The 24,614-nt window shown below is 64.3% G+C and carries 27 protein-coding genes; 16 read left to right on the top strand and 11 right to left on the bottom strand.

Annotation, left to right across the window (positions count from 1 at the left end; translation table 11 throughout):
* Nucleotides 1–166 precede the first annotated feature (166 nt).
* Nucleotides 167–1,759, bottom strand: a complete 1,593-nt coding sequence (locus PF66_RS24575; RefSeq protein ID WP_054064060.1) for a sigma-54-dependent transcriptional regulator — start codon at nucleotides 1,757–1,759, stop codon at nucleotides 167–169.
* A 322-nt stretch (nucleotides 1,760–2,081) separates the two neighbouring features.
* Between PF66_RS24575 and phhA the strand changes: the two genes are divergently transcribed.
* The 6 genes from phhA (at nucleotide 2,082) to PF66_RS24550 (ending at nucleotide 6,416) form a co-directional block, all read left to right on the top strand.
* Nucleotides 2,082–2,867 (top strand): phenylalanine 4-monooxygenase, encoded by a 786-nt coding sequence (phhA, locus tag PF66_RS24570; RefSeq protein ID WP_054061200.1) that lies wholly within the window; start codon nucleotides 2,082–2,084, stop codon nucleotides 2,865–2,867.
* Nucleotides 2,868–2,969: 102 nt separating this feature from the next.
* Entirely contained in the window at nucleotides 2,970–3,326 is a 357-nt protein-coding gene (locus tag PF66_RS24565; protein WP_017903286.1) for a 4a-hydroxytetrahydrobiopterin dehydratase, read from the top strand.
* Nucleotides 3,326–4,519, top strand: a complete 1,194-nt coding sequence (locus tag PF66_RS24560; RefSeq protein ID WP_054064059.1) for an amino acid aminotransferase — start codon at nucleotides 3,326–3,328, stop codon at nucleotides 4,517–4,519. The genes PF66_RS24565 and PF66_RS24560 overlap by 1 nt, the downstream gene beginning before the upstream one ends.
* A 192-nt stretch (nucleotides 4,520–4,711) precedes the next feature.
* Nucleotides 4,712–4,843, top strand: a complete 132-nt coding sequence (locus PF66_RS33700) for a hypothetical protein (protein WP_275044058.1) — start codon at nucleotides 4,712–4,714, stop codon at nucleotides 4,841–4,843.
* Between the two features lie 85 nt (nucleotides 4,844–4,928).
* Nucleotides 4,929–5,111 carry a hypothetical protein gene (locus PF66_RS24555; protein WP_054061197.1) on the top strand — a complete coding sequence of 61 codons (183 nt, stop codon included), beginning with the start codon at nucleotides 4,929–4,931 and terminating at the stop codon, nucleotides 5,109–5,111.
* A 99-nt stretch (nucleotides 5,112–5,210) separates the two neighbouring features.
* On the top strand, nucleotides 5,211–6,416 hold the full coding sequence (locus tag PF66_RS24550) for an MFS transporter (RefSeq protein ID WP_081006113.1): 1,206 nt from the start codon (nucleotides 5,211–5,213) through the stop codon (nucleotides 6,414–6,416).
* A 73-nt stretch (nucleotides 6,417–6,489) separates the two neighbouring features.
* On the opposite strand, the gene arfB is transcribed toward PF66_RS24550, so the two are convergent.
* The 7 genes from arfB to PF66_RS24515 form a co-directional block, all read right to left on the bottom strand.
* Entirely contained in the window at nucleotides 6,490–6,903 is a 414-nt protein-coding gene (arfB, locus tag PF66_RS24545) for an alternative ribosome rescue aminoacyl-tRNA hydrolase ArfB (RefSeq protein ID WP_054061196.1), read from the bottom strand.
* A gap of 85 nt (nucleotides 6,904–6,988) precedes the next feature.
* Nucleotides 6,989–8,410 carry an amino acid permease gene (locus PF66_RS24540; RefSeq protein ID WP_054061195.1) on the bottom strand — a complete coding sequence of 474 codons (1,422 nt, stop codon included), beginning with the start codon at nucleotides 8,408–8,410 and terminating at the stop codon, nucleotides 6,989–6,991.
* Nucleotides 8,411–9,018: 608 nt separating this feature from the next.
* Nucleotides 9,019–10,227, bottom strand: coding sequence for a 23S rRNA pseudouridine(2605) synthase RluB (gene rluB, locus PF66_RS24535; RefSeq protein ID WP_054064058.1), 1,209 nt, complete (start codon nucleotides 10,225–10,227; stop codon nucleotides 9,019–9,021).
* Between the two features lie 265 nt (nucleotides 10,228–10,492).
* Nucleotides 10,493–11,554 (bottom strand): SMC-Scp complex subunit ScpB, encoded by a 1,062-nt coding sequence (scpB, locus tag PF66_RS24530; protein WP_054064057.1) that lies wholly within the window; start codon nucleotides 11,552–11,554, stop codon nucleotides 10,493–10,495.
* Nucleotides 11,555–11,566: 12 nt separating this feature from the next.
* Nucleotides 11,567–12,265 (bottom strand): segregation and condensation protein A, encoded by a 699-nt coding sequence (locus PF66_RS24525; RefSeq protein WP_192842678.1) that lies wholly within the window; start codon nucleotides 12,263–12,265, stop codon nucleotides 11,567–11,569.
* A gap of 120 nt (nucleotides 12,266–12,385) precedes the next feature.
* Entirely contained in the window at nucleotides 12,386–13,015 is a 630-nt protein-coding gene (locus PF66_RS24520) for an L-threonylcarbamoyladenylate synthase (protein ID WP_054057593.1), read from the bottom strand.
* 13 nt (nucleotides 13,016–13,028) lie between these two features.
* Nucleotides 13,029–13,895 carry a PHP domain-containing protein gene (locus tag PF66_RS24515; RefSeq protein ID WP_054064055.1) on the bottom strand — a complete coding sequence of 289 codons (867 nt, stop codon included), beginning with the start codon at nucleotides 13,893–13,895 and terminating at the stop codon, nucleotides 13,029–13,031.
* A gap of 84 nt (nucleotides 13,896–13,979) precedes the next feature.
* On the opposite strand from PF66_RS24515, the gene PF66_RS24510 reads away from it, so the two are divergent.
* From PF66_RS24510 to PF66_RS24485, 6 genes are all read left to right on the top strand, one after another.
* A complete protein-coding gene (locus PF66_RS24510; RefSeq protein WP_054057595.1) occupies nucleotides 13,980–14,576 on the top strand; it encodes a septation protein A in 597 nt (198 codons plus the stop codon).
* A 1-nt stretch (nucleotide 14,577) separates the two neighbouring features.
* Complete coding sequence (locus PF66_RS24505) at nucleotides 14,578–14,877, top strand: YciI family protein (RefSeq protein ID WP_054057596.1); 300 nt, start codon at nucleotides 14,578–14,580, stop codon at nucleotides 14,875–14,877.
* Between the two features lie 109 nt (nucleotides 14,878–14,986).
* Complete coding sequence (locus tag PF66_RS24500; protein ID WP_054057597.1) at nucleotides 14,987–15,394, top strand: translation initiation factor 2; 408 nt, start codon at nucleotides 14,987–14,989, stop codon at nucleotides 15,392–15,394.
* Between the two features lie 34 nt (nucleotides 15,395–15,428).
* Complete coding sequence (locus PF66_RS24495; protein WP_054057598.1) at nucleotides 15,429–16,106, top strand: response regulator transcription factor; 678 nt, start codon at nucleotides 15,429–15,431, stop codon at nucleotides 16,104–16,106.
* Nucleotides 16,107–16,269: 163 nt separating this feature from the next.
* Nucleotides 16,270–16,704 (top strand): LTXXQ domain protein, encoded by a 435-nt coding sequence (locus tag PF66_RS24490; RefSeq protein ID WP_054057599.1) that lies wholly within the window; start codon nucleotides 16,270–16,272, stop codon nucleotides 16,702–16,704.
* Nucleotides 16,705–16,826: 122 nt separating this feature from the next.
* The gene (locus tag PF66_RS24485) at nucleotides 16,827–18,164 is read left to right on the top strand and encodes a sensor histidine kinase (RefSeq protein WP_054064054.1); all 1,338 of its coding nucleotides are present in this window, start codon (nucleotides 16,827–16,829) and stop codon (nucleotides 18,162–18,164) included.
* Between the two features lie 83 nt (nucleotides 18,165–18,247).
* Here the strand turns inward: PF66_RS24485 and PF66_RS24480 are convergent, their stop codons facing one another.
* Nucleotides 18,248–18,808 (bottom strand): NAD(P)H nitroreductase, encoded by a 561-nt coding sequence (locus PF66_RS24480; RefSeq protein ID WP_054064053.1) that lies wholly within the window; start codon nucleotides 18,806–18,808, stop codon nucleotides 18,248–18,250.
* 119 nt (nucleotides 18,809–18,927) lie between these two features.
* Between PF66_RS24480 and PF66_RS24475 the strand changes: the two genes are divergently transcribed.
* Nucleotides 18,928–20,382: a TrkH family potassium uptake protein gene (locus tag PF66_RS24475; RefSeq protein WP_054061179.1), complete on the top strand. Its 1,455-nt coding sequence runs from the start codon at nucleotides 18,928–18,930 to the stop codon at nucleotides 20,380–20,382.
* Here the strand turns inward: PF66_RS24475 and PF66_RS24470 are convergent.
* Nucleotides 20,339–21,400, bottom strand: coding sequence for an AraC family transcriptional regulator (locus PF66_RS24470; RefSeq protein WP_054061178.1), 1,062 nt, complete (start codon nucleotides 21,398–21,400; stop codon nucleotides 20,339–20,341). The two genes, PF66_RS24475 and PF66_RS24470, sit on opposite strands and share 44 nt — an antisense overlap.
* Before the next feature lie 162 nt (nucleotides 21,401–21,562).
* Between PF66_RS24470 and PF66_RS24465 the strand changes: the two genes are divergently transcribed.
* A complete protein-coding gene (locus PF66_RS24465) occupies nucleotides 21,563–21,874 on the top strand; it encodes a DUF962 domain-containing protein (RefSeq protein ID WP_054064052.1) in 312 nt (103 codons plus the stop codon).
* 21 nt (nucleotides 21,875–21,895) lie between these two features.
* On the opposite strand, the gene PF66_RS24460 is transcribed toward PF66_RS24465, so the two are convergent.
* Nucleotides 21,896–22,717, bottom strand: a complete 822-nt coding sequence (locus PF66_RS24460; RefSeq protein ID WP_054061176.1) for a UDP-2,3-diacylglucosamine diphosphatase — start codon at nucleotides 22,715–22,717, stop codon at nucleotides 21,896–21,898.
* Nucleotides 22,718–22,848: 131 nt separating this feature from the next.
* Between PF66_RS24460 and PF66_RS24455 the strand changes: the two genes are divergently transcribed.
* Nucleotides 22,849–23,604 carry an AraC family transcriptional regulator gene (locus PF66_RS24455; protein WP_054064051.1) on the top strand — a complete coding sequence of 252 codons (756 nt, stop codon included), beginning with the start codon at nucleotides 22,849–22,851 and terminating at the stop codon, nucleotides 23,602–23,604.
* Between the two features lie 78 nt (nucleotides 23,605–23,682).
* On the top strand, nucleotides 23,683–24,573 hold the full coding sequence (locus PF66_RS24450; RefSeq protein ID WP_054064050.1) for a DMT family transporter: 891 nt from the start codon (nucleotides 23,683–23,685) through the stop codon (nucleotides 24,571–24,573).
* Nucleotides 24,574–24,614: the final 41 nt, after the last annotated feature.

Genomic DNA, 24,614 nt, shown 5'->3' with positions numbered 1-24,614 from the left:
TGCCGCCCACCGCTGTACGGCGAGAGGCTTAGCAATTTCTGCACCAACATTGCGTTACGCCCCGCAACCCCTGCTCTGCCGGGGCTATGGCGACAAGGCAAGGATGCCTGACTGTCGAACAAAGACGAAAAAACGGCGCCGTTATGCCGCTAGCGGCAAGCCTCGGTCAGAGAGATGAGCCCGTGTCCTGCGCGTTGCCTACTCCGTCCGCCTTACCGACTTCATAGACCTTGAGCTTGTTGGCAATGGTGGTATGGGAAACCCCCAGGCGCTTGCCCAGCGACCGACTGCTCGGATGTTCCGAATACAGCCGTTCCAGCACCGCCTTCTCGAACCGCCCGACGATCTCGTCCAACCCGCCCTCCAGGGAAAAATCCCCCAGTGGCTGGCGAACGCCGTAGTCCGGCAGGCGAATATGCTCGGCCTTGACCAGGCCGCCATCGCACAACGACACCGCCTGGAACAGCACGTTTTCCAGTTGGCGGACATTGCCCGGCCAGTGGTAATGGCTCAGCCGCTCCATCGCCGCCGGCGCCAGCTTCGGCAACGGGCAACCGATCTGCCGGCTGGCCTGGTCAAGGAAATGCTCCACCAGCGGCGTCAGGCCATCCAGGCATTCGCGCAACGGCGGAATATGCAGCGACAGCACATTGAGGCGGTGATACAGGTCCTGGCGAAACTCGCCGCGGGCGCACAGCTCCGACAGATCGACCTGGGTCGCGCAGATCACCCGCACGTCGAGGTAGACCTCCTCGTCGCTGCCGACCCGACGGAAGCCACCATCCTGCAGAAAGCGCAGCAGCTTGGCCTGCAGCCGCGGGCTCATCTCCCCCACACCGTCAAGAAACAGCGTACCGCCCGCCGTGAGTTCCAGCAGGCCGAGCTTGCCCTCGGCCCGCGCGCCCTCGAACGCGCCGGGACCGTAACCGAACAGTTCGGTCTCGGCCATCGACTCCGGCAGGCCGGCACAGTTGAGCGCCATCAAGGGCGCCTGACCACGCGGACTGGCCAGGTGGCAGGCACGCGCCAGCAACTCCTTGCCGGTGCCGGTTTCGCCCTCGATCAGCAGCGGCGCATCCAGGGGTGCCATGCGCCGGGCCTCGCGGACCACCGCCGCCATCACCCGTGAACTCTGGAAGATGCTGTCGAACCCGCGTAGCTCCTGCTTGCGCACGTTGTAGATCCGTTCGCCGACCTGGTCGGCCCGGTGCAGCGTCAAAACCGCGCCGGCCATGGCCTCGCTGTCCTCGTGCTCGGGCTGCAACGGGGCGATATCCGCCAGAAACACATCACCCTTGACCTTGACCCGCAAGCCATTGATCCGAGACTTGTTGCTGCGCACCAGTTCCGGCAGGTCGAAATCCGGCGCATAGCGGGACAGGGCAATCCCCGGCACCTCGTCGACCCGCACCCCGAGCAACTGTGCCGCCGCCCGGTTCGCCGCGACGATGCAACCGCCCATATCGATGGACAACACCGGAAACTCCAGCGCGCCCAGCAAGGCATTGAGCTCCATGTGCCGGCGCTCGCTGGGCATCAGCCCGACCCGTTTTACGCCGAAGACCCCGGCGATGGTCTCGAACCGCGGCCGCAGCGCCTGGAACTGCAGATTGATCAGGTTGGGACAATGCAGGTAGATCGCATTGCCCTGGTCGCCGCCGACCTCCCCCCGGGCCACGTTGATGCCGTAATCCACCAGCAGGTTGAGGATGTCGCGAAGGATGCCGATGCGGTTCTGGCAGTGCACTTTGATACGCATGAAAAAAGCCCGGGAAGGTGGTCAGGACTGCTCGACGGGAACGAAACCTCCATCCAGACGGGTCTGGCGGAATCGATCCGAGAACTTTTTGGGTGGCGCCGCAGTTTTTCGTAAAGATTACGTGACACCGATCAACAAAACCACCCAGGAAAAATGCCGACCACCGGGCACAACGCGACATTTGTAACGATTACTTTACGGAAAAAGCCCGCCTGCGCCACTTCCTATACCGCCCAGCCCGGTGCATTCGCGACCATGGCGGATCAACACTTAGGCACAACGCTGGACATAACAAGAACGATCCCTCTAGCAGGAGAGCTGTATGAAGCAGACGCAATACGTGGCTCGCGAGCCCGATGCGCAAGGGTTTATCGACTACCCGGCCGCCGAGCACGCGGTGTGGAACACCCTGATCACCCGGCAGATGAAAGTGATCGAGGGTCGTGCCTGCCAGGAATACCTGGACGGTATCGAAAAGCTCGGCCTGCCCCATGACCGGATTCCACAACTGGGCGAAATCAACGCCGTACTGGCCGCGACCACCGGCTGGCAGGTGGCCCGGGTGCCGGCGCTGATTCCCTTCCAGACCTTCTTCGAACTGCTGGCCAACAAGCAGTTTCCGGTAGCGACCTTCATTCGCACCGAAGAGGAGCTGGACTACCTGCAGGAACCGGACATCTTCCACGAGATCTTCGGCCACTGCCCGCTGCTGACCAATCCCTGGTTCGCCGAATTCACCCACACCTACGGCAAGCTCGGCCTCAAGGCCACCAAGGAACAACGGGTGTACCTGGCGCGGCTGTACTGGATGACCATCGAATTCGGCCTGGTCGATACCCCGCAAGGCCGACGCATCTACGGCGGCGGCATCCTCTCCTCGCCCAAGGAGACGGTCTACAGCCTGTCCGGCGAACCCGAACACCAGCCGTTCGACCCGCTGGAAGCCATGCGCACCCCCTATCGCATCGATATCCTGCAGCCGGTGTACTTCGCCCTGCCGGACCTCAAGCGCTTGTTCGACCTGGCCCACGAGGACATCATGGGGCTGGTCGAACAAGCCATGCAACTGGGCCTGCGGGCCCCTAAATTCCCGCCCAAGGCCGCTTGACCGGCGACCTTCGGCCACCTCCCGAGAGCCCTCGCGCCGATGCCGCCGACCGGTATCGCCGAGGGGCGTGCAACGAACAAGAACGACAGACAGGAATACACCATGACCACCCTCACCCAAGCCCACTGCGAAGCCTGCCGCGCCGATGCCCCACAGGTCAGCGACGAGGAACTGCCGGTACTGCTGCGGCAGATTCCGGACTGGAATATCGAAGTTCGCGACGGCATCATGCAGTTGGAGAAGGTCTACCGCTTCAAGAACTTCCAGTTCGCGCTGGCCTTTACCAATGCCGTCGGCGCCATCTCCGAAGCCGAGGGCCATCATCCGGGCCTGTTGACCGAGTGGGGCAAAGTCACCGTGACCTGGTGGAGCCACTCCATCAAGGGCCTGCACCGTAACGATTTCATCATGGCGGCACGCACCGACGAGGTCGGCAAAACCGCCGAGGGCCTTAAATAATGCATTTCAACGCCATCGCGCGCGTACCCGGCGACCCGATCCTCGGTCTGCTGGAGGCTTATGCCCAGGACCCGAACCCGAACAAGTTCGATCTCGGTGTCGGCGTCTACAAGGACGCCCAGGGCCTGACGCCCATCCTGCAGTCGGTCAAGCTGGCCGAGCAGAAGCTGGTGGACGGGCAACTGACCAAGTCCTATATCGGCGGCCATGGCGACCTGCGTTTCGGCAGCCTGTTGTGCGAACTGGTGATGGGCGCGGATTCGCCGCTGATCGCCGAGCGCCGGGTCGGTGCCACCCAGACCCCGGGTGGCACCGGCGCGCTGCGCCTGAGCGCGGACTTCATCGCCCAGTGCCTGCCGGGACGCGGCATCTGGCTGAGCGACCCGACCTGGCCGATCCACGAGACCATCTTCAACGCCGCCGGCCTGAAGATCAGCCACTACCCCTACGTCGGCGCGGACAACCGCCTGAATGTCGACGGCATGCTCGCGGCCCTGGAACAGGCGCCCAAGGGCGACGTGGTGCTGCTACACGCCTGCTGCCACAACCCGACCGGTTTCGACCTGTCCCATGCCGACTGGCAGCGGGTGCTGGAGGTCGTTCGCCGGCGCGAGCTGCTGCCACTGATCGACTTCGCCTACCAGGGCTTTGGCGATGGCGTCGAGGAGGATGCCTGGGCGGTCCGCCTGTTCGCCAGGGAACTGCCGGAAGTGCTGATCACCAGTTCCTGCTCGAAGAACTTCGGCCTGTATCGCGAACGTACCGGCGCGCTGCTGGTCTGCACCGCCAATGCCGAGAAGCTGCTGGATGTGCGCAGCCAATTGGCGGCGGTGGCGCGCAACCTCTGGTCCAACCCGCCGGATCACGGCGCCGCGGTGGTGCTGACCATCCTCGGCGATGCGCAGTTGAGACAGCTCTGGGCCGAGGAAGTCGAAGCCATGCGTGCGCGCATCGCCCAACTGCGCAGCGGCCTGGTCGAGGCACTTACGCCCCATGGCCTGGCGGAACGCTTCGCCCATATCGGGGTGCAACGCGGGATGTTCTCCTACACCGGCCTGTCGCCAAGCCAGGTACAGCGGCTGCGTGACGAGTACAGCATCTACATGGTCAGCTCCGGCCGGGCCAACGTCGCCGGCATCGACGCGACCCGCCTGGATGCACTGGCCGAGGCGATCGCGGCCGTCTGCAAGTAAGCCCATGCGCTCCCCCACCCGGGGGAGCGCACTGGCGGGCAGCATTTGTTCAATGCCCCGGCGACGAATGGCCGAGCCGCATGAAAGATAAAAAATCTTTCTGTCACCTGCAGTGCTGTATCCTGCCCAGGCTTTTTAAAAGCGCGGATCTACCCAGCGATTTAAAAACAGACTTTGCAAGGAGTGACGAAGATGCACGAAATACCCAACTTCCCCTTCCCGAGCCTGCACGAAACTGAGCAGAAAACCCCGCAACAAGCCAGCGCCGAACAGCCTGAAACCCATGAGGCTGCCGACAGCCTGAAGGCCGACAGCAAGGACTGAGGCCTGTAAGAACTGACCGTGTGAAAAACCACCAGCTGATGTTTTTTCACACGGCCAGGCAGAACCCATCCTCCAGGAACACACCGTGACCGACACCTTCGACGAAACCCAGGCCAACCTGCTGATCGGCACCGCCGAACAGATGATCGCACTGTGGAACAACCTGTCCGAGGAAAAGCAGGCCGCCCTGCTCGCCCGCTTCGGCAGCCAGGAAAATGCCCTGGCCGCACTGGTGACCACCCGCTTGCTGGCACAGCCGCAATCCTGATGCCCTGTCCGACGTTTTTTTCGATTTAACGCCCTACAACTCTCTTAGCCTCGTTATCATAAGCAGCCTATCTTTACCCTTCGCTGCCATGGTGAGCCTTTGCCCACGTCAGATTCCCAGCGCCCCCTCGCGGTGACGCTGCAAGTCGTTTCCATCGTCCTGTTCACCTTCATCGGTTACCTGAACATCGGCATCCCGCTGGCGGTACTGCCAGGTTACGTCCACAGTGAGCTGGGTTTCGGCGCGGTTATCGCCGGCCTGGTGATCAGCGTGCAGTACCTGGCGACGCTGCTCAGCCGCCCTTACGCCAGCCGGATCATCGACAACCTGGGCAGCAAGCGCGCGGTGATGTACGGCCTGGCCGGCTGCGGCCTGAGCGGGGTGTTCATGCTGCTGCCGAGCTTCCTCCAGGGTGTGCCGGCCCTGAGCCTGGCCAGCCTGTTCATCGGTCGGCTGATCCTCGGCAGCGCCGAGAGCCTGGTCGGCTCCGGCTCCATCGGCTGGGGCATCGGCCGGGTCGGCGCGCAGAACACCGCCAAGGTGATTTCCTGGAACGGCATCGCCAGCTACGGCGCCCTCGCCGTCGGTGCGCCGCTGGGGGTGTGGCTGGTCAACCAGTTGGGGCTGTGGAGCATGGGTGTCAGCATCCTGCTGCTGGCGAGCCTCGGCCTGCTGCTGGCCTGGCCGAAGCAGGCGGCCCCGATCGTCGCCGGTGAGCGCCTGCCGTTCCTGCACGTCCTCGGTCGGGTACTGCCCCATGGCACCGGGCTGGCACTGGGCTCCATCGGCTTTGGCACCATCGCAACCTTCATCACCCTGTATTACGCCACCCGGCATTGGGGCAACGCCGTGCTGTGCCTGACCCTGTTCGGCGCGAGCTTCATCGGCGCCCGGCTGCTGTTCGGCAACCTGATCAACCGCCTCGGCGGCTTTCGCGTAGCGATTGCCTGCCTGTCGGTGGAAACCCTAGGCCTGTTGCTGCTGTGGGTTGCGCCGGATGCCCACTGGGCACTGGCCGGCGCGGCGCTGAGCGGGTTCGGTTTCTCGCTGGTGTTTCCGGCGCTGGGCGTGGAAGCGGTCAACCTGGTACCAGCCTCCAGCCGCGGTGCGGCAGTGGGCGCCTATTCGCTGTTCATCGACCTGTCGCTGGGCATCACCGGCCCGCTGGTCGGCGCAATCGCCGCCGGCTTCGGCTTTGCCTCGATTTTCCTGTTCGCCGCGCTGGCCTCGGTTTCCGGCCTGGGCCTGAGCCTCTACCTGTATCGCCAGGCCCCTAAACGTCGCGAGCAGCGCGACCAGGCCTGAGCCCGACGTGGGAGGTGCCAGGGTTCCGTGCAAGGCTTGTGGGCCCAAAGACTTTGACGAATGACATAGAGCGTCAGTAGTCCACCTTGCCGCGTCCGGCCTTGATCGCCCCGCGCTGGGACTTGCTGTCCAGGCGGCGCTTTTTCGAGCCCAGGGTCGGCTTGGTCGGACGGCGCTTCTTCTCCACCTTCGTCGCCGCCTGGATCAGCTCCACCAGGCGCAACAGGGCATCGGCGCGGTTCTGCTCCTGGGTCCGGTATTGCTGGGCCTTGATCACGACCACCCCGTCGCCGGTGATACGGCTGTCGCTCAGGGCCAGCAGGCGCTCCTTGTAGAACGGCGGCAGCGACGAGGCCGGAATGTCGAAACGCAGGTGCACCGCGCTGGAGACCTTGTTGACGTTCTGCCCACCGGCCCCCTGGGCACGAATCGCCGTCCACTCGATCTCGTGGTCGGGCAGTTGCACGTTGTTGGAAATCACCAGCATGGAAAAGACGTCCGCGATCAGAGCGTTCAGGATACAGAAATGACAAACCCGGCACAGGGCCGGGTTTGTCGGTGACAGGTGCCGTCTACTTCACGGCGGAGCCTGCAACCGGCAGGCCCTGCTGGGCACCGCGACGGTTCTTGATGCCGTAGCAGACCCACATGAACACCAGCCACACCGGAATCGCGTACACCGAGACCTGGATGCCCGGGATCATCAGCATGATACCGAGGATGAACACCACGAACGCCAGACAGATGTAGTTGCCGTACGGGTACCACAGCGCCTTGAACAGCGGCGCCTGCCGGGTACGATTCATGTGCTGGCGGAACTTGAAGTGCGAGTAGCTGATCATCGCCCAGTTGATCACCAGGGTCGCGACCACCAGCGACATCAACAGCTCCAGCGCATGCTGCGGGATCAGGTAGTTCATCAGCACCGCGACGAAGGTCACCAGCGCCGAGGCGAGGATCGACCACACCGGCACCCCACGCTTGTCGATGCGGGCCAGCAGCTTCGGCGCGTCGCCCTGCTCGGCCATGCCCAGCAACATGCGGCTGTTGCAGTAGGTACCGCTGTTGTACACCGACAGTGCCGCAGTCAGGACCACGAAATTGAGGATGTGCGCCGCGGTGTTGCTGCCCAGCATCGAGAACACCTGGACGAACGGGCTGCCACTGTAGGCATCGCCAGAGGCGTTGAGGGTGGTGAGCAGGCTGTCCCACGGCGTCAGCGACAGCAGCACCACCAGGGCACCGATGTAGAAAATCAGGATCCGGTAGATCACCTGGTTGATGGCCTTGGGAATCACGGTCTTCGGCTTGTCGGCTTCCGCCGCGGTGAACCCGAGCATCTCCAGGCCACCGAAGGAGAACATGATGATCGCCATGGCCATGACCAGGCCGCTGACGCCGTTGGGGAAGAATCCGCCGTGCGACCACAGGTTGCTCAGCGCAGCCTGCTCGCCGCCGTGACCGCTGACCAGCAGGTAGCTGCCCAGGGCGATCATGCCGACGATGGCCGCGACCTTGATGATCGCGAACCAGAACTCGGCCTCACCGAAGACCTTCACGTTGGCCAGGTTGATCAGGTTGATCAGCACGAAGAAGCCTGCCGCCGACGCCCAGGTCGGCACGTCCGGCCACCAGTAGTGGATGTACTTGCCGACCGCGGTCAGCTCCGACATGCCCACCAGGATGTACAGGATCCAGCAGTTCCAGCCCGACAGGAATCCGGCGAAACCGCCCCAGTACTTGTGGGCGAAGTGGCTGAAGGAGCCGGCGACCGGCTCTTCGACGATCATCTCGCCCAGTTGGCGCATGATCATGAAGGCGATGAAGCCGCAGATCGCGTAGCCGAGGATCATCGACGGACCGGCGGACTTCAGCACCCCGGCCGAACCGAGGAACAGACCGGTACCAATGGCCCCACCGAGGGCGATCAGCTGGATATGACGATTTTTCAGGCCGCGTTTCAGCTCGCCCGAAGGAGGAAGGGTTCCACTCATTGGAAAGGGTCTCACGCAAGGTTGGATGATGTTCGTGGGCGTCGAGGTATCAGCGATAAGCGATAGACGAAACCCTGGGGACAAACACCAGGCCGCGGCGTGGACGCCAGGTATTAAGAGGGCAGTGATTGCGAGGATTGCTACAAGTCATGCGTCACCTGTTTGTTTTTATCTGTGACGAAATCGAACCCATCGTGCTTGTGACAGGATGGAGTGAACAAGGCGGATAACCTTGAGGGTATTGGCTTCGGAGGCGTCGCAAGGCAGCCACCGGACAGCACAAAATGCGCGAGTACGCAGTTGGGTCACAGTTAAAACGGCGCGCATTGTACACCGCCAGACCACCACCGGCAGGTATGGGGATATCACACCGCCGCCGCTGGCGGCGGACAAGAGGCCTTGCCAGGGCAAAAACCAGGATCGCCCGGCGCCTCGGAAACTATTCCTTACAGGGCGTCGAAGCCAATGAATTCAGGGGGTTTTCCCGACTAACTCGTCAATTTTTCCTGACGACGTGTAACGAAAATTTTCCACTTCGCGCAGCGAAAAAAATCTGCAAAAAAAAAACGCCAATCGGACGATTGGCGTTTTCTCAAGACGCTTGGCGCTTATTCAGGCTTGCGCCGACCGAAGCCGGGACGCTGGCCGGAACCGGCCGGTGCACCACGCCGCTTGCCCGAAGGCGTGCCGTTGTCCACCAGGCCAATGCCCGGGCGCTTGGACTTCGGCGCCGGCTTGCCCGGGCGCTTGCTGTCCGCCGGGCGCTCGGCCACCGGCGTCCCCCGGTTCGCCGGACCACGGCCAGCCGGGCGCGGTGCCCGCGGAGCCCGCTCGCCATCCTGACGGGACGGCTTGCGTGCCGGACGCTCGCCTTCGATCTGCGGCTCGCGACTCGGACGCTCGGCAGCGTCGCCGATCGCCGGACGCAGGGTCCGCACACGCTCGCTCCGGGCCATCGGACGCGAGGACTTGCGCTGCATGCGCTCCAGCTTGTCCTTGCTCTTGGCGTTCAGTTGCGGCATCGCCACCGGGGTCAGGCCGACTTCGGCACTGAGGATATCGACCTCGGACTGGCTCATTTCGCGCCAGCGGCCCATCGGCAGGTCGGAGTTGAGGAACACCGGACCGAAACGCACGCGCTTCAGGCGGCTGACCACCAGCCCCTGGGATTCCCACAGGCGACGGACCTCACGGTTGCGGCCTTCCATCACCACGCAGTGATACCAGTGGTTGAAGCCTTCGCCACCGGGCGCCTGCTGGATGTCGGTGAACTTGGCCGGGCCGTCCTCGAGCATGACCCCAGCCTTGAGGCGCTCGATCATCTCGTCGTCGACTTCACCCCGCACACGTACCGCGTACTCGCGGTCCATCTCGTAGGACGGGTGCATCAGGCGGTTGGCCAGTTCACCGTCGGTGGTGAACATCAGCAGGCCGGTGGTGTTGATGTCGAGGCGGCCGATGTTGATCCAGCGCCCGTCTTTCGGCCGTGGCAGCTTGTCGAACACGGTCGGACGGCCTTCCGGGTCGTCACGGGTGCAGATCTCGCCATCGGGCTTGTTGTACATGATCACCCGGCGCACCGACTCGGCGGCCTCTTCGCGCTTGATGACCTTGCCATCGATGGTGATGGCGTCGTGCAGGTCGACGCGTTGGCCGAGGGTGGCCTCGCTGCCATTGACCTTGATCCGGCCCTGGCTGATCCAGCCTTCCACGTCACGGCGCGAGCCCACGCCGATACGGGCGAGGACCTTCTGCAGTTTTTCGCCTGCGGGGCGGATGGGTTGGCTGTCCTGGTCTTGCAGATCGTTGTCACTCATCTGGGCACCTCCCGGTGTGTCGATTCAGGCCTGGCCTGATAGAGATAAAAAACTGTCGTGGACGAACGGGTTCGTCGAAGGGCCGCGAATCATACGCGGATCTTCGACGTTGCGCATCATGTAGTAGCCGGGCTTGCCCGTGAACCGTCGAAGGCGGCCTGCATGCAGGTGCCCTGGCATGCCCGGGCGCCATGGCGTGACCAGCCGATCCGACCGCTCATCGCAGACGAGCCAAAGACACTTGGCCCCCGCACACAAGGTTACCTCAATCCTCCCACTGGCGCCGTTCGTTCTCGATGGCTTCGGCCAGTGCCTGGGCCTCGGCTTCCTCTTCGCTCAGTTCGGTGGCCGGTTCAGGCGCCGGCTTGCCGGCATCCAGCGCGGCGACCGCAGCCAGCAAACGCTCGCGGGCTTCGGCGGCACCGACCAGGTCCTCCTCCGGCCCGTCCTCGATTTCGTCTGGCTCCGATTCAGGCTCCGCCCCAAACCCGTCATCCAGCCCGGACTCCGCCTCCTCCTCCCGCTCCGGCAGGTCGAAGGCCCCAGGCGACGACAAACCGGGCTCGTCCGCAAACGCCCCCGTCGACGCTGGAGCCTCGCCATCCCGGAGCAGGTCGTCGAAGTCGGTCTTGATCCCCTCCTCCATGGAGTCCAGCTCCAGCAGCAGGGTATGGAAGCTGGTCTCCTCCTTCTTCGGCTCGTCTTCCGCGTCCGGATCGACACTGGCATCGGCCAGCGCCTGCAGCCCCTCGGGCACCGGCGCGTCGTCGAAATCGAGCACCGGGTCCGGTTCCAGCTCGCGCAGTTCCGCCAAGGGTGGCAGGTCGTCGAGGTTCTTCAGGTTGAAATAGTCGAGAAAGGCCTTGGTGGTGGCGAACATCGCCGGCTTGCCCGGCACCTCGCGATAGCCGACGACGCGAATCCACTCGCGCTCCAGCAGGGTCTTGACGATCTGACTGTTGACCGCCACGCCCCTTACATCCTCGATCTCGCCACGGGTGATCGGCTGGCGATAGGCGATCAGCGCCAGGGTTTCCAGCATCGCCCGCGAATAGCGCTGCGGACGCTCCTCCCAGAGCCGACCGACCCACGGCGCGAATTTCTCGCGAATCTGCAGGCGGTAACCGGAGGCCACCTCCTTGAGCTCGAAGGCACGGCCCTCGCAGGACTTGGCGAGGATCGTCAGGGCTTTCTTGAAAACCGGCGGTTCCGGGCGCTCGCCCTCCTCGAACAACTCGTACAGGCGTTCCATCGATTGCGGCTTTCCCGAAGCCAACAGGAAGGCTTCAAGCAGCGGGGCCAGCTCGCGGGGTTCAGTCAGGTTCATTGATTAAGCTCGTTATTCGGCGCGGGCACGCACATGGATCGCCGCAAAGGGCTCATTCTGCACCAGCTCGACCAGGGATTCCTTGACCAGCTCGAGGATCGCCATGAAGGTCACGACCACGCCGAGCTTGCCCTCCTCGGCGCTGAACAGCTCGACGAAGGGCACGAAGCCGCCACCCTTGAGACGTTCGAGCACATCGCTCATGCGCTCGCGGGTCGACAGCTGCTCACGCGTGACCTGGTGGCTTTCGAACATGTCGCCACGGCGCAACACTTCGGCCATGGACATCAGCACCTCTTCCAGGGCGACATCCGGCAGCAGCTTGCGCGCACGGGCCTCGGGGGCGTCCAGTTGCGGCACGATGATCTCGCGGCCGACCCGGCTCAGGCCATCGATACCTTCGGCGGCATTCTTGAAGCGCTCGTACTCCTGCAGCCGGCGAATCAGTTCGGCCCGCGGGTCCTCTTCCTCCTCCTCGACCTCGGCCGAACGCGGCAGCAGCATGCGCGACTTGATCTCGGCCAGCATGGCCGCCATCACCAGGTACTCGGCGGCCAGTTCCAGGCGCACCGATTGCATCAGTTCGACGTAGCCCATGTATTGGCGGGTGATTTCCGCCACCGGAATGTCGAGGATATCGATGTTCTGCTTGCGGATCAGGTACAGCAGCAGGTCCAGCGGGCCTTCGAAGGCTTCGAGGAAAACTTCCAGGGCATCCGGCGGAATGTACAGGTCCACCGGCATTTCCATGACCGCCTGGCCATAGACCATGGCGAATGGCAGTTCCTGCTGGGCTCCGGCCTGGCTCTCGACAGTTTCAACGGCGGACATTCAGGCCTCGACCATGAACGGTGCCGGGTCGCCGCAGCCAACCCGCACAACCTGCGGATCACCGTCGGCCAGGTTGATCACGGTGGACGCCTTGAGGCCGCCAAAACCGCCGTCGATGATCAGGTCGACCTGGTGCTCCAGCACCTGGCGGATCTCGTAGGGATCGACCATCGGCTCGCTTGCGTCAGGCAGGATCAGGCTCACGCTCATCAGCGGCTCTCCCAGTTCGGCCAGCAGCGCCAGGGCGATCGGGTGGCTGGGAATGCGCAGGCCGATGGTGCGCTTTTTCGGGTGCAGCAACAGCCGCGGGACTTCCCGGGTGGCGTTCAGGATGAACGTGTAGGGCCCCGGTGTGTGCGCCTTGAGCAGGCGGAACAGGCCGGTGTCGACCTTGGCGAACAGGCCGAGCTGCGACAGGTCGGCACAGATCAGCGCAAAGTTGTGCTTGTCATCCAGTTGCCGCAGCCGGCGCACGCGCTCGACCGCGCTCTTGTCGCCGATCTGGCAACCAATCGCATAGGACGAATCGGTCGGGTAGATCACCACCCCACCCTTGCGGATGATTTCCACCGCCTGCTTGATCAGGCGCGCCTGGGGATTTTCCGGATGTATCTGGAAAAATTGACTCACGTTGTCTTCCTGTTCAGACGCGTGCGGTTGATGGCTGGTCATGTTTGAACCGACACCAGAGTGGCGGCAGATCGTCGGGAAGCGGGCGGTACTCACCGATCTCGGACCAGCCTCCAGGGCCATGAAAGTCGCTGCCGGCACTGACCAGCAGCCCGAATTCACGGGCCAGGATCGCCAGGCTGCCGACCTGCTCGGCCGGCTGGTGCCCGTTGACCACTTCGATTGCCTGGCCTCCCGCTTGAATATAGTCGGCAATCAGCTTGCGACGCTTGCTGCGGGTGAAATCGTAGTGCCAGGGATGCGCCAGGCTGACCCAGGCACCGGCGGCGCGCAGGGTCCCGACGGTGTCCTCCAGGGACGGCCAGTGCAACTTGACGTCGCCCAGCTTGCCGGCCCCCAGCCATTTGCGAAAGGCCTCGGCGCGGTCCTTGACGAACCCGGCGCGCACCAGGAAATCGGCGAAATGCGGGCGCGCCGGGGCGTTGCCGCTGTCACCCAACTCCTGCTGGATCGCCCGCGCGCCTTCCAGGGCACCGGGCATGCCCTTGAGGGCCAGCTTGCGGGCGATCTCCTCGGAACGCAGCCAACGGCCCTCATGCAGGCGGGCAATCGCCTCGACCAGCGGCGGCGCCTGTTCATCGAAGCCGTAGCCGAGCACATGGATGGTCGCTCCGCCCCAGGTGCAGGACAGCTCGACCCCGTTGACCAGTTGCATGCCCAGGGCCTGCGCCGCTTCGCGGGCCTCGGCCAGGCCTTCGAGGGTGTCGTGGTCGGTCAGGGCCAGAACCCGCACGCCTCTCTCGTGCGCACGGGCAACCAGAGCCGCTGGCGCCAGGGCGCCGTCGGAGGCCGTGCTATGGCAGTGCAGGTCGATTTCCACGGGAACTGAATAACCTCTGGGTGGCGCTTTCGCTGACAAGTATGTTTGTTATTATGCCGCTACATCCTGCTTCTGGCTGCCACTGTGAAACAATTCATCGATTTCATCCCGCTGTTCCTGTTCTTCATCGTCTACAAAATCGAACCCCGCCTCATCGACATCGCCGGCCACAGCGTGACGGTCGGTGGCATCTACAGCGCCACGGCGGTGCTGATCGTCAGCTCGCTGGTGGTCTACGGTGCCCTGTTCATCAAACAGCGCAAGCTGGAGAAAAGCCAGTGGCTGACGCTGATCGCCTGCCTGGTGTTCGGCAGCCTGACCCTGGCCTTCCACAGTGAAACCTTCCTCAAGTGGAAGGCCCCGGTGGTCAACTGGCTGTTCGCCCTGGCCTTCGCCGGCAGTCATTTCATCGGCGACCGCCTGCTGATCAAGCGCATCATGGGCCACGCCCTGAGCCTGCCGGAGCCGATCTGGCTGCGCCTGAACCTGGCCTGGATCGTGTTCTTCGTGTTCTGCGGTGCCGCCAACCTGTTCGTCGCCTTCACCTTCCAGCAGTACTGGGTCGACTTCAAGGTGTTCGGCAGCCTGGGCATGACCCTGCTGTTCCTGGTGGGCCAGGGCATCTACCTGTCCCGCCACCTGCACGACGCCGATTCGACTACGCCCAAAACCGAGGACTGACATGCTCTACGCGATCATTGCCACAGACGTCGAGAATTCCCTGGAAAAACGCCTGGCGGCACGCCCGGCGCACCTTGAGCGGCTGCAGCAGCTCAATGCCGAAGGCCGCGTGATCCTGGCCGGCCCGCACCCGGCCATCGACAGCAACGACCCGGGCGCCGCCGGCTTCACCGGCAGCCTGATCGTCGCCGAGTTCGACTCCCTGGCAGCGGCCCAGGCCTGGGCCGAGGCCGATCCGTTCGTTGCCGCCGGCGTCTACGACAACGTCGTGGTCAAGCCGTTCCGCCGGACCCTGCCGTGATACCGGCCTGCACGCCCCCCACTGGCCGGGTGTCGTGCAGGCAATCGCTCATTATTCCCGCCCGACAGCCGACAACATCCTGAATACCGATTGGAATCAGGAGTTTCCGATGCGTAAAGGTCCGTTGTGTCTGCTGTTGATCACGTTGTCGCTGGGTGCGACCGCCCTGGCCGAGGAAGGCAGTGCGGGCAACGCCGTACCGCTGTCGCTGAGCGCCGCGAGCCAGATCAACGATCTGCAGCAGCGCCTGAAGGAAAGCGAGCGTTTGCGCGAAGAGCTGGGCAAGCAACTGTCCAGCGCCGATGCCGAACGCGAAAGCCCCCAACTGAGCCGCTTGCGCCAGGAGAACCAACGCCTCAAGCTGCAACTCAAGGAAGCGCTGGCCAACCCGGCTCCGCGCCTGCTGACCGACCAGCAGCAATGGTTCATCACCGGCGGTGGAGTTGCACTCCTGGCCATGCTCTGCGGTATCTTCGCCAGTGGCGGACGCCGACAACGTCGGCAATGGTTGAATTGAGAGCGCCCGAGGGCGATCTGTTATCGAGAACTTCATGAGCGACCTGTTACTGATTGACGATGACCAGGAGCTGTGCGAACTCCTGAGCAGTTGGCTGAGCCAGGAAGGCTTCCAGGTACGTGCCTGCCACGACGGCCTCAGCGCCCGCAAGGCCCTGGCCGACAGTTCCCCGGCGGCGGTGGTGCTGGACGTGATGCTGCCCGATGGCAGTGGCCTGGAACTGCTCAAGCAGTTGCGCAGCGATCATCCGGAACTGCCGGTAGTGATGCTGTCGGCCCGGGGCGAGCCGCTGGACCGCATCCTCGGCCTGGAGCTGGGCGCCGACGACTACCTGGCCAAGCCCTGCGACCCACGGGAACTGACCGCCCGCCTGCGCGCCGTGTTGCGCCGCAGTCATCCGACCGCAACCCCGAGCCAATTGGAGCTGGGCGACCTGTGTTTCAGCCCGGTACGCGGCGTGGTCACCATCGATCAGCAGGACTTTACCCTCACCGTCTCCGAAAGCCGCCTGCTCGAAGCGTTGCTGCAACAGCCGGGCGAACCGCTGGACAAGCAGGAACTGGCGCAGATCGCCCTCGGTCGCAAGCTGACCCTCTACGATCGCAGCCTGGACATGCATGTCAGCAACCTGCGCAAGAAGATCGGCCCGCATCCGGATGGAAGGCCGCGGATTGTGGCGCTGCGTAGTCGCGGGTACTACTACGCACCCTGATGCGAGGGGTGGATGACCGCCTTTGGTGGCCATCCACCTCCAATGTCAGCTCCCCCGCAAAACGTCTTTACCCAAGCTTTACCCTCCGCTGACCGCCGCTGACCTTGATCTCCTTAATCTGTACTCACCCGGACCGACCGGAACCGAGACAAGGAGAAACACCATGCGCAAGACCCTTATCGCCCTGATGTTCGCTGCAGCCCTGCCGACCGTTGCCATGGCCATGCCCGAAGGTGGTGGCCCGCTGGGCGGCCCTGGTGGCCCTCATGGCGGCGAGCCTCACTGGAAAGCCCCCTACGGCCAACTGGACCTGAGCCGCGAACAGCGTCATGCCATCGGCAGGCTGATGGGCGAACAGATGCACGCTCGCAAGGAACTCACCGAGAAGTACCTGGCCAAGCTCTCACCAGCCGACCAGGCGGCCTTCCAGGGCGAGCTGGACGCCGCCCGCCAGAAAACCGACGGGGAAATCCGCGCCCTGCTCAAGCCTGACCAGCAGAAGACCTTCGACGAGATCCAGAAAAAACGCGCCGAACGCCGCGCCGAATGGGCCGAATTCAAGGCCTGGAAAGCACAGCACGCGCAAAAGGCGCAATAATCCGCTGTACAGTGGCCTGTACGGTTGATTCCAGTATCCGAATCCGCCACACAGGCCACCCGCCCGACGGCCAACGCCGCCGGGCTTTGCCTGTTTCCACCGGATTGATTTGAGGACTTGCCGTGCGTTCACTGTTCTGGCGCATCCTGGCCAGCTTCTGGCTGGCCATTGCCCTTGTTGCGGGGTTGTCGATTCTGCTCGGGCACATGCTCAACCAGGATGCCTGGATTCTCAGCCGCCACCCGGGCCTGGCGACCCTGGCCGAGGACTGGACCCAGACCTACGAAGAACAGGGCGAGGACGCCGCCCAGGACATCCTCGAACAACGCAAGAAGCAGTACCACATCGACGTCCAGGTGCTCAACGAAAGCGGCGACCCGGTGGTACGCGGTACCTTCCCGCGCCGCGCGGCCGCCTTCGAGGCCCGCCAGCACAACGATGATCGACGCCTGCCCTGGCGCCGGCTGACGGTGGAGTACACCAGTCCGAAAAGCGGCGACACCTACCTGCTGATCTACCGTATCCCGCACCCGGAACTGGATGCCTGGCACCGCGGCAGCCTGCTCTGGCCACTCAGTGCCCTGGGGATCGCGCTGGTGGTGCTGACCCTGTTCAGCCTGCTGGTGACCCTGTCGATCACCCGCCCGCTCAGTCGCCTGCGCGGCGCGGTGCATGACCTGGGCCAGACCGCCTACCAACAGAACAGCCTGGCCAGGCTGGCCTCGCGTCGCGACGAGTTCGGCGTGCTGGCCAAGGACTTCAACCTGATGGGGGCACGGCTGCAGAGCCTGATCGGCAGCCAGCGGCAATTGCTGCGCGATGTCTCCCACGAACTGCGCTCGCCACTGGCGCGCCTGAAGATCGCCCTGGCCCTGGCGGAGCGCTCGTCGCCCGAGGAACGCGAGCGACTGTGGCCACGCCTGACCCGCGAGTGCGATCGGCTGGAAGCGCTGATCAGTGAAATTCTCGCCCTGGCCCGTGTCGATGCCGACCAGGCCAGCGCCGAACAGGTCGACCTCAATCAGCTGCTGCAGGAACTGCAACAGGAAACCCTGCTCGGCAACCCGCAGCAACCGGTGCAGTTGCAGGCCGAGCAGGCGCTGAGCCTGCGAGGCTGGCCGACTATGATCGAACGGGCGGTGGACAACCTGCTGCGCAACGCCCAGCGTTTCAATCCCGACGGCCAGGCCATCGAGGTTCTGGCCCGACGCCAGGGCGAGCGGATCGAAATCAGCGTGCGTGACCACGGACCCGGCGTCGAAGCCGAGCACCTGGCGCAGTTGGGTGAGCCGTTCTTCCGTGCCCCGGGCCAGACCGCCGCGGGTCACGGCCTGGGCCTGGCGATTGCCCGGCGGGCGGCGGAACGCCACGGCGGCAGCCTGACCCTGGCCAATCATCCGCAGGGCGGTTTTATCGCCACATTGGACCTGCCGCTGGAGCCGGGAGCCGCAACGGCCTGAGGCGAAGGCCGGGGGATTTGGGGTGCTTTTGCCGGCCCTTTCGCGGGCAAGCCCGGCTCCTGCAGCGAAAGAGCCTGAAGGCCTCAGGCCGACCAGGCGCTGACGAATTGCGTCAGGTCGACCTTGGGCGCGGCCCGCAGTTCGTTCTGTGGCGTGCCGAGGTAGAGGAACGCGATCACTTCCTCGTCATCGCTCAAGCCCAGGCCCTTGGCCACATGCCGCGAGTAGGACAGCTCGCCGGTGCGCCAGACCGCGCCGATCCCCTGGGCGTGCGCCGCCAGCAGGATGCCGTGCGCCGCGCAGCCGGCAGCCAGCAGTTGCTCGGACTTCGGTACCTTGAAGTGCTCCTGCAGGCGCGCCACCACGACCACCACCAACGGTGCCCGCAGGGGCATCGCGTGGGCCTTGTCCAGCGCCGCCTGGGTCACCTCGCCCCCCTTTTCCTGCACGGCTTCGGCCAGCAGTTGGCCCAACTGCTCACGTGCCGCGCCCTCCACGGTCAGGAAGCGCCACGGCTGCAATTGGCCGTGGTCCGGCGCCCGCATGGCCGCCTGGAACAGCACTTCGCGCTGGGCCGCCGTCGGTGCCGGGTCGAGCAGGCGCGGTGCGGAAACACGGTTGAGCAAATTGTCGAGAGCCTCCATGGGCTACCTCCTGAGGAAAAATGTGCGGCTATTCTAGCCATATCTGCCCAGGCCCTGGCGGTTTACATGGACAGGTCCGCAGGTAGAATGACCGCCTTTCCCTGCCCAGAGCTCATTTCATGGCGTTGCCGACCCTGCGCATCATCGGTTTCATCATCGGCATATTCCTGATCACCCTCGCCATCAGCATGGTCGTGCCCATGCTGACCCTGGTGATTTTCGACCGCACCGGCGACCTGCCCTCGTTCCTCTGGGCCAGCACCCTCACCTTCGTGGCCGGCCTGGCCCTGGTGATCCCCGGGCGCCCGGAACAGGTGCACCTGCGTCCCCGGGACATGTACCTGCTCACGGTGTCGAGCTGGGTGGTGGTGTGCGTCTTTGCCGCCCTGCCGTTCCTGCTGACCCTGCACACCAGCTATGCCGACGCCTTCTTCGAAAGCATGTCGGGCATCACCGCCACCGGCTCGACGGTGCTCAGCGGCCTGGACGACATGTCCCCCGGCATCCTGATCTGGCGCTCGCTGCTGCACTGGCTGGGCGGCATCGGCTTCATCGGCATGGCGGTGGCGATCCTGCCGCTGCTGCGCATCGGCGGCATGCGTCTGTTCCAGACCGAGTCCTCGGACCGCTCGCAGAAGGTCATGCCGCGCTCGCACATGGTGGCCCGGCTGATCGTCACCGCCTATGTCGGCATCACCATCCTCGGCACCCTGGCCTTCTGGTGGGCCGGCATGAGCCTGTTCGATGCGATCAACCATTCGATGTCGGCGATTTCCACGGGGGGCTTCTCGACCTCCGATCAATCCCTGGCCAAATGGCACCAGCCGGCGGTGCACTGGGTCGCAGTGGTGGTGATGATTCTCGGCAGCCTGCCGTTCACCCTCTATGTCGCGACCCTGCGCGGGCACCGCAAGGCCCTGATCAAGGATCAGCAGGTCCAGGGTTTGCTGGGGCTGCTGCTGGTCACCTGGCTGGTCCTCGGCACCTGGTACTGGTGGACCACCGACCTGCACTGGCTCGACGCCCTGCGCCACGTGGCGCTGAACGTGACCTCGGTGGTCACCACCACCGGCTTCGCCCTGGGCGACTACAGCCTGTGGGGCAATTTCTCGCTGATGCTGTTCTTCTACCTGGGTTTCATCGGCGGCTGCTCGGGGTCGACGGCAGGCGGGATCAAGATCTTCCGGTTCCAGGTCGCCTATATCCTGCTCAAGGCCAACCTCAACCAGTTGATCCACCCGCGGGCGGTGATCAAGCAGAAGTACAACGGTCACCGGCTCGACGAGGAAATCGTCCGCTCGATCCTGACCTTTTCCTTCTTCTTCGCCATCACCATCTGCGCCATTGCCCTGGCCCTGTCGCTGATCGGCCTGGACTGGATGACCGCACTGACCGGTGCCGCCAGTACCGTGTCCGGGGTCGGCCCGGGCCTGGGCGAGGTGATCGGCCCGTCAGGCAACTTCTCCAGCCTGCCGGATGGCGCCAAGTGGATCCTCTCGGTGGGCATGCTGCTGGGGCGCCTGGAAATCATCACAGTGTTCGTGCTGTGTATTCCGGCGTTCTGGCGTCACTGATCGGCACCACCGTGCCCTGCAGCCGCGCCCGGTACTCGCCGGGCGTCACCTCGAACCAGCGACGGAAGGCGCGGAAGAAATTGCTCGGGTCGGCAAAGCCGAGCAGGTAGGCGATCTCCAGCAGGGTCATGCGCGGCTGCGCCAGGTACTGCTCGGCCAACTCGCGGCGGGTGTCGTCGAGCAGCGTCTGGAAACTCGTGCCCTCCTCCTGCAGGCGCCGCTGCAGGGTACGCTGGGACAGGTGCAGGGTCTGCGCGACGATCTCGCGCTTGGGCTCGCCCTGGGGCAGCAACCGGCACAGCACCTGCCGTGCCTTGTGGGTCACCCGGCTCTCGGAAAAACGGGCCAGGTACTCACCGGCGAAGCGATCGTGCAACTGGGCCATGGCCTCATTGGCCGTCGGTAACGGCGCTTCCATGTCGGCCTTCTCGAAAATCAGCGCATCATAGGGCGCATCGAACACCAGCGGCGCGTGGAACGCCTGGCGGTAGGGGTTGATATCCTCCGGTTGCGAGCCCTGCAGCAGCACCTTGCGCGGCTGCAGGGCTCGCCCGGTCAGCCAACTGCATAACGACAGCGCACAGGCCAGTGAGGCCTCGGCACTCTGCCGGGTTGGCGGCAGATGATCACCGTGGACGGTCAGGATCAGCGCATAACCTTCAGGCAGCAGGCGAAAACTCAGGTCCGCACTCTCGGCGATGATCCGCTGGTAGCGCACCAGGCGCATGAATCCTTCGGCCAGGGTCCGGCTGGACATCAACGCATAGCCGGCGACATGGAAGGACGCCGGACGTACCACCTTGCCCATGTTCAGGCCGATCGCCGGGTTGCCGGAAAGCGCCACCGCACGCTGCCAGAGGCGCGTCATCGAGTCCTGGGGGAAACGTGCATCGGGGTCCTCCAGTGCGGCGTAATCGAGCCCCAACTGCTGGAAGAGGGCCCGGCAATCCAGACCGTCCATTTCCAACGCCTTGACAATCCCCATCGCCCAGCTTGCAGAAGTGGTTCTCTCGCTCATGGCCTGTTCTTTACATGGTGTGCCGCATACAACGACTGATGGCCCAAGGATACTAAAGTGGCGCCTATTGTCACTGGTCGTCACCGCCACACAAATCTAGACTGAAACAGGCTCCCCAAGGAGCGACCCAACGCCGCCAATAAGAAGTACGGAGAGTACTCAATGGAAAACGCCAGGAAATTCAACAGCTTTAGTGAGTTTTACCCGTACTACCTGAACGAGCACGCCGACAGCACCTGTCGCCGCCTGCATTTCGTCGGGACCACCCTGGTGATCTTCATTCTCGCGCTGATCATCGGTCGCGGTGCCTGGGCACTCCTGCCCCTGCTGCCACTGGCCGGCTACGGGTTCGCCTGGGTCGGGCACTTTTTCTTCGAGAAGAATCGCCCGGCAACCTTTCAGCATCCTTTCTACAGCCTGCTGGGCGATTTCGTCATGTACCGAGACATGTTGCTCGGGCGCGTCCCTTTCTAGGGAAAAAAGGGTGTCGGGGGCTCAGCCAGGCTGAGTGACCTTCTGCAGGTCCAGCCTGAGCTGGGCCTCTTTCGCCTGGGCATCGGCCAGCCGATACAGCTCGATGGTACCGTCCCAGTGCTCGATCAGTGCCGTGCAGGATTCGACCCAGTCACCGCAGTTCAGGTACTCCACGTCGCCGACCTGGCGGATTTCGGCATGGTGGATATGGCCGCAGATCACGCCATCGAGCCCACGCTTCACGCATTCGTGGGTGATGGCTTCCTCGAAGTCGCTGATGAAATTCACCGCGGTCTTGACCTTGTGCTTCAGGTAGGCCGACAGCGACCAGTAGCCATAGCCGTAGCGCGCCCGCCAATGGTTCAGCCAGCGGTTGAGGGTCAGGGTGAACTCGTAGGCCGAATCGCCGAGAAACGCCAGCCAGCGGTGGTAACGGGTGATCACATCGAACTGGTCGCCGTGGATCACCAGCAGCCTGCGGCCATCGGCGGTCACGTGCACGGCTTCGTCCACCAGCTGGATATTGCCGAGGATCAGCTTCGAGTAGCGACGCAGGAATTCGTCATGGTTGCCGGTGACGTAGACCACCTCGGTGCCGCGCTTGCTCATGGTCAGCAGGCGGCGGATGACGTTGGTGTGCGCCTGGGGCCAGTACATGCCGCCCCGCATCTTCCAGCCGTCGATGATATCGCCGACCAGGTAGATACGGTCGGCATGATAGCCCTTGAGAAACTGCGACAGATGCTCGGCCTGGCAATCCCGGGTGCCGAGATGCACATCGGAAATCCACAGCGTTCGCACACGCTGCTTGCGACTGGGTTTGGCGAGCTCCGCACGGGTCATGGGCATTCTCCGGATTTTTCCTGAGCTTGCACCGGGGCAGTGAACTGACCATGACAGGCAAACGACAGTCTTGTGACAGCCGCCGAACCGGCCCAACCGGTGTAGACTGAACCTCTGCCGAGGAGACCGCCATGGGCCCGTTCCTGACCCTGCGCCAATACAGCGAAGAACTGATCGTCCACAGCCACGCCCATGCCCAGCTGGTGTTCGGCCTGTCCGGCCGGCTCGATTTCGAGATCGAGGGCCGCGGCAGCCGGGTGGTGCAGCAGAGCGTCGCGGTGGTCCCCTACGATGCCCATCACACCTGCGGCAGCCCGGACGGCAGCCGCTGCCTTGTACTCGACGTGCCGGACGAGCACTGGCTGGTGCAATCGCTGGGGGAACACGCCGACGCCAGCCGACGGCTGATCGACCGGGCCGGTTCGCTGGCGCTCAATGCCAGCCAGGGCCGCCTGGTCGACTGGCTGGCGAACAGCCCGGTGCAGGATCCGCTGATCGCCCGCCAGGGCGCGGTGCTGCTGTTGGCCAGCCTGAACGCTCCGGCTGTGGTGATCGCCGAAAAGCGCCTGCCTCTGGCGGCCCTCGACGCGCATATCGATCGCTACGCCGCCCGCCCGCTGGAGGTCGCCGACCTGGCGCGCATCGCCGGCTTGTCCAACGCCCGGTTGCATGCACGGTTCATGGCCGAGTGCGGGCAGACACCGATGGATTACATCCGCACCCGGCGGCTACGGCTCGCCCTCGGCCTGTTGCGCGAGTCCGCGCTGCCGGTCGGCGAGATCGCCGCGCGTGTCGGCTACAGCTCGCAGAGCGCCTTCTGCGCCGCCATCCTGCGCGAGTTCGGCGCTTCGCCGACAGCCTTGCGCCGCGAGTCTGGCGACAACTGACGCGAGTCCCGCGACAGACGGCGCCATACCCCGCGCCCTAGACTGCCAGCCCGTGCCCAAACGTTCTCAAGGATCGCCATGACTCCCCGCTCCGCCCTCGGCGCCCTGCATATCGGCGCACTGATGTTCGGCCTGACCGGTGTGTTCGGCAAACTCGCCACCACCTCCGCTACCCTCATCGTCTTTGGCCGCGCCGGCTTCGCCGTGCTCGCCCTCGCGGTGTTCGCCAGCCTCGCCCGCAACAACGGCTGGCAGCGCCTGCCGGGGCGGGACTGGGGCCGACTGCTGGTCAGCGGCCTGCTGCTGGCCGGACACTGGATCAGTTTCTTCCTCGCGGTGAAGGTCGCCGGCGTCGCCGTCGCCACCCTGGGCTTTGCCAGTTTCCCGGCGTTCACCGTGATTCTCGAAGGGGTGATTTTCCGCGAGCGCATCCGCCTGAACGAGATACTCCTGGTGCTGCTGGTCAGCATCGGCCTGGTGCTGATCACCCCCGAGTTCGACCTCGCCAGCCAGGCCACCAGCGGGTTACTCTGGGCCGTGCTGTCCGGGCTGCTGTTCTCGCTGCTGTCGCTGAACAATCGGGCCGGCTCCGGGCGCGTCAGCGCGGTCCAGGCGGCGCTGTGCCAGAACCTGGTGGTCGCCTTCTGCCTGCTGCCCTGGGCGGCGCCTCACCTCACCGGGGTCCGCGCGCTGGACTGGCTGTGGCTCGGCCTGCTCGGCGTGTTCTGTACCGCCGTCGCCCACAGCCTGTTCGTCGCCAGCCTGGCGGTGATCAAGGCACGCACCGCCGCGGTGGTCTTCGCCCTGGAACCGGTGTACGGGATCGCCGCCGCGTGGTGGCTGTTCGGCGAAAACCCGAGCCCGCGCATGCTGCTTGGCGGTGTACTGATCATCGTCGCGATCGTGCTGTCGAGCCTGCTGAGCGGCGCGCCACGCCAAAAAAACCTGGAAGTTGCCGCCGCGCCGTGATTTTCCGCGACTGTCCTATACTTGCAGCATCCGCAACAGTC

The sequence above is a fragment of the Pseudomonas asplenii genome (genome assembly GCF_001293465.1).
Lineage (GTDB): Bacteria > Pseudomonadota > Gammaproteobacteria > Pseudomonadales > Pseudomonadaceae > Aquipseudomonas > Aquipseudomonas fuscovaginae_B.
The sequence above is the reverse complement of the archived record's forward strand: the minus strand, read 5'-3'. Positions and strand labels throughout refer to the sequence as shown.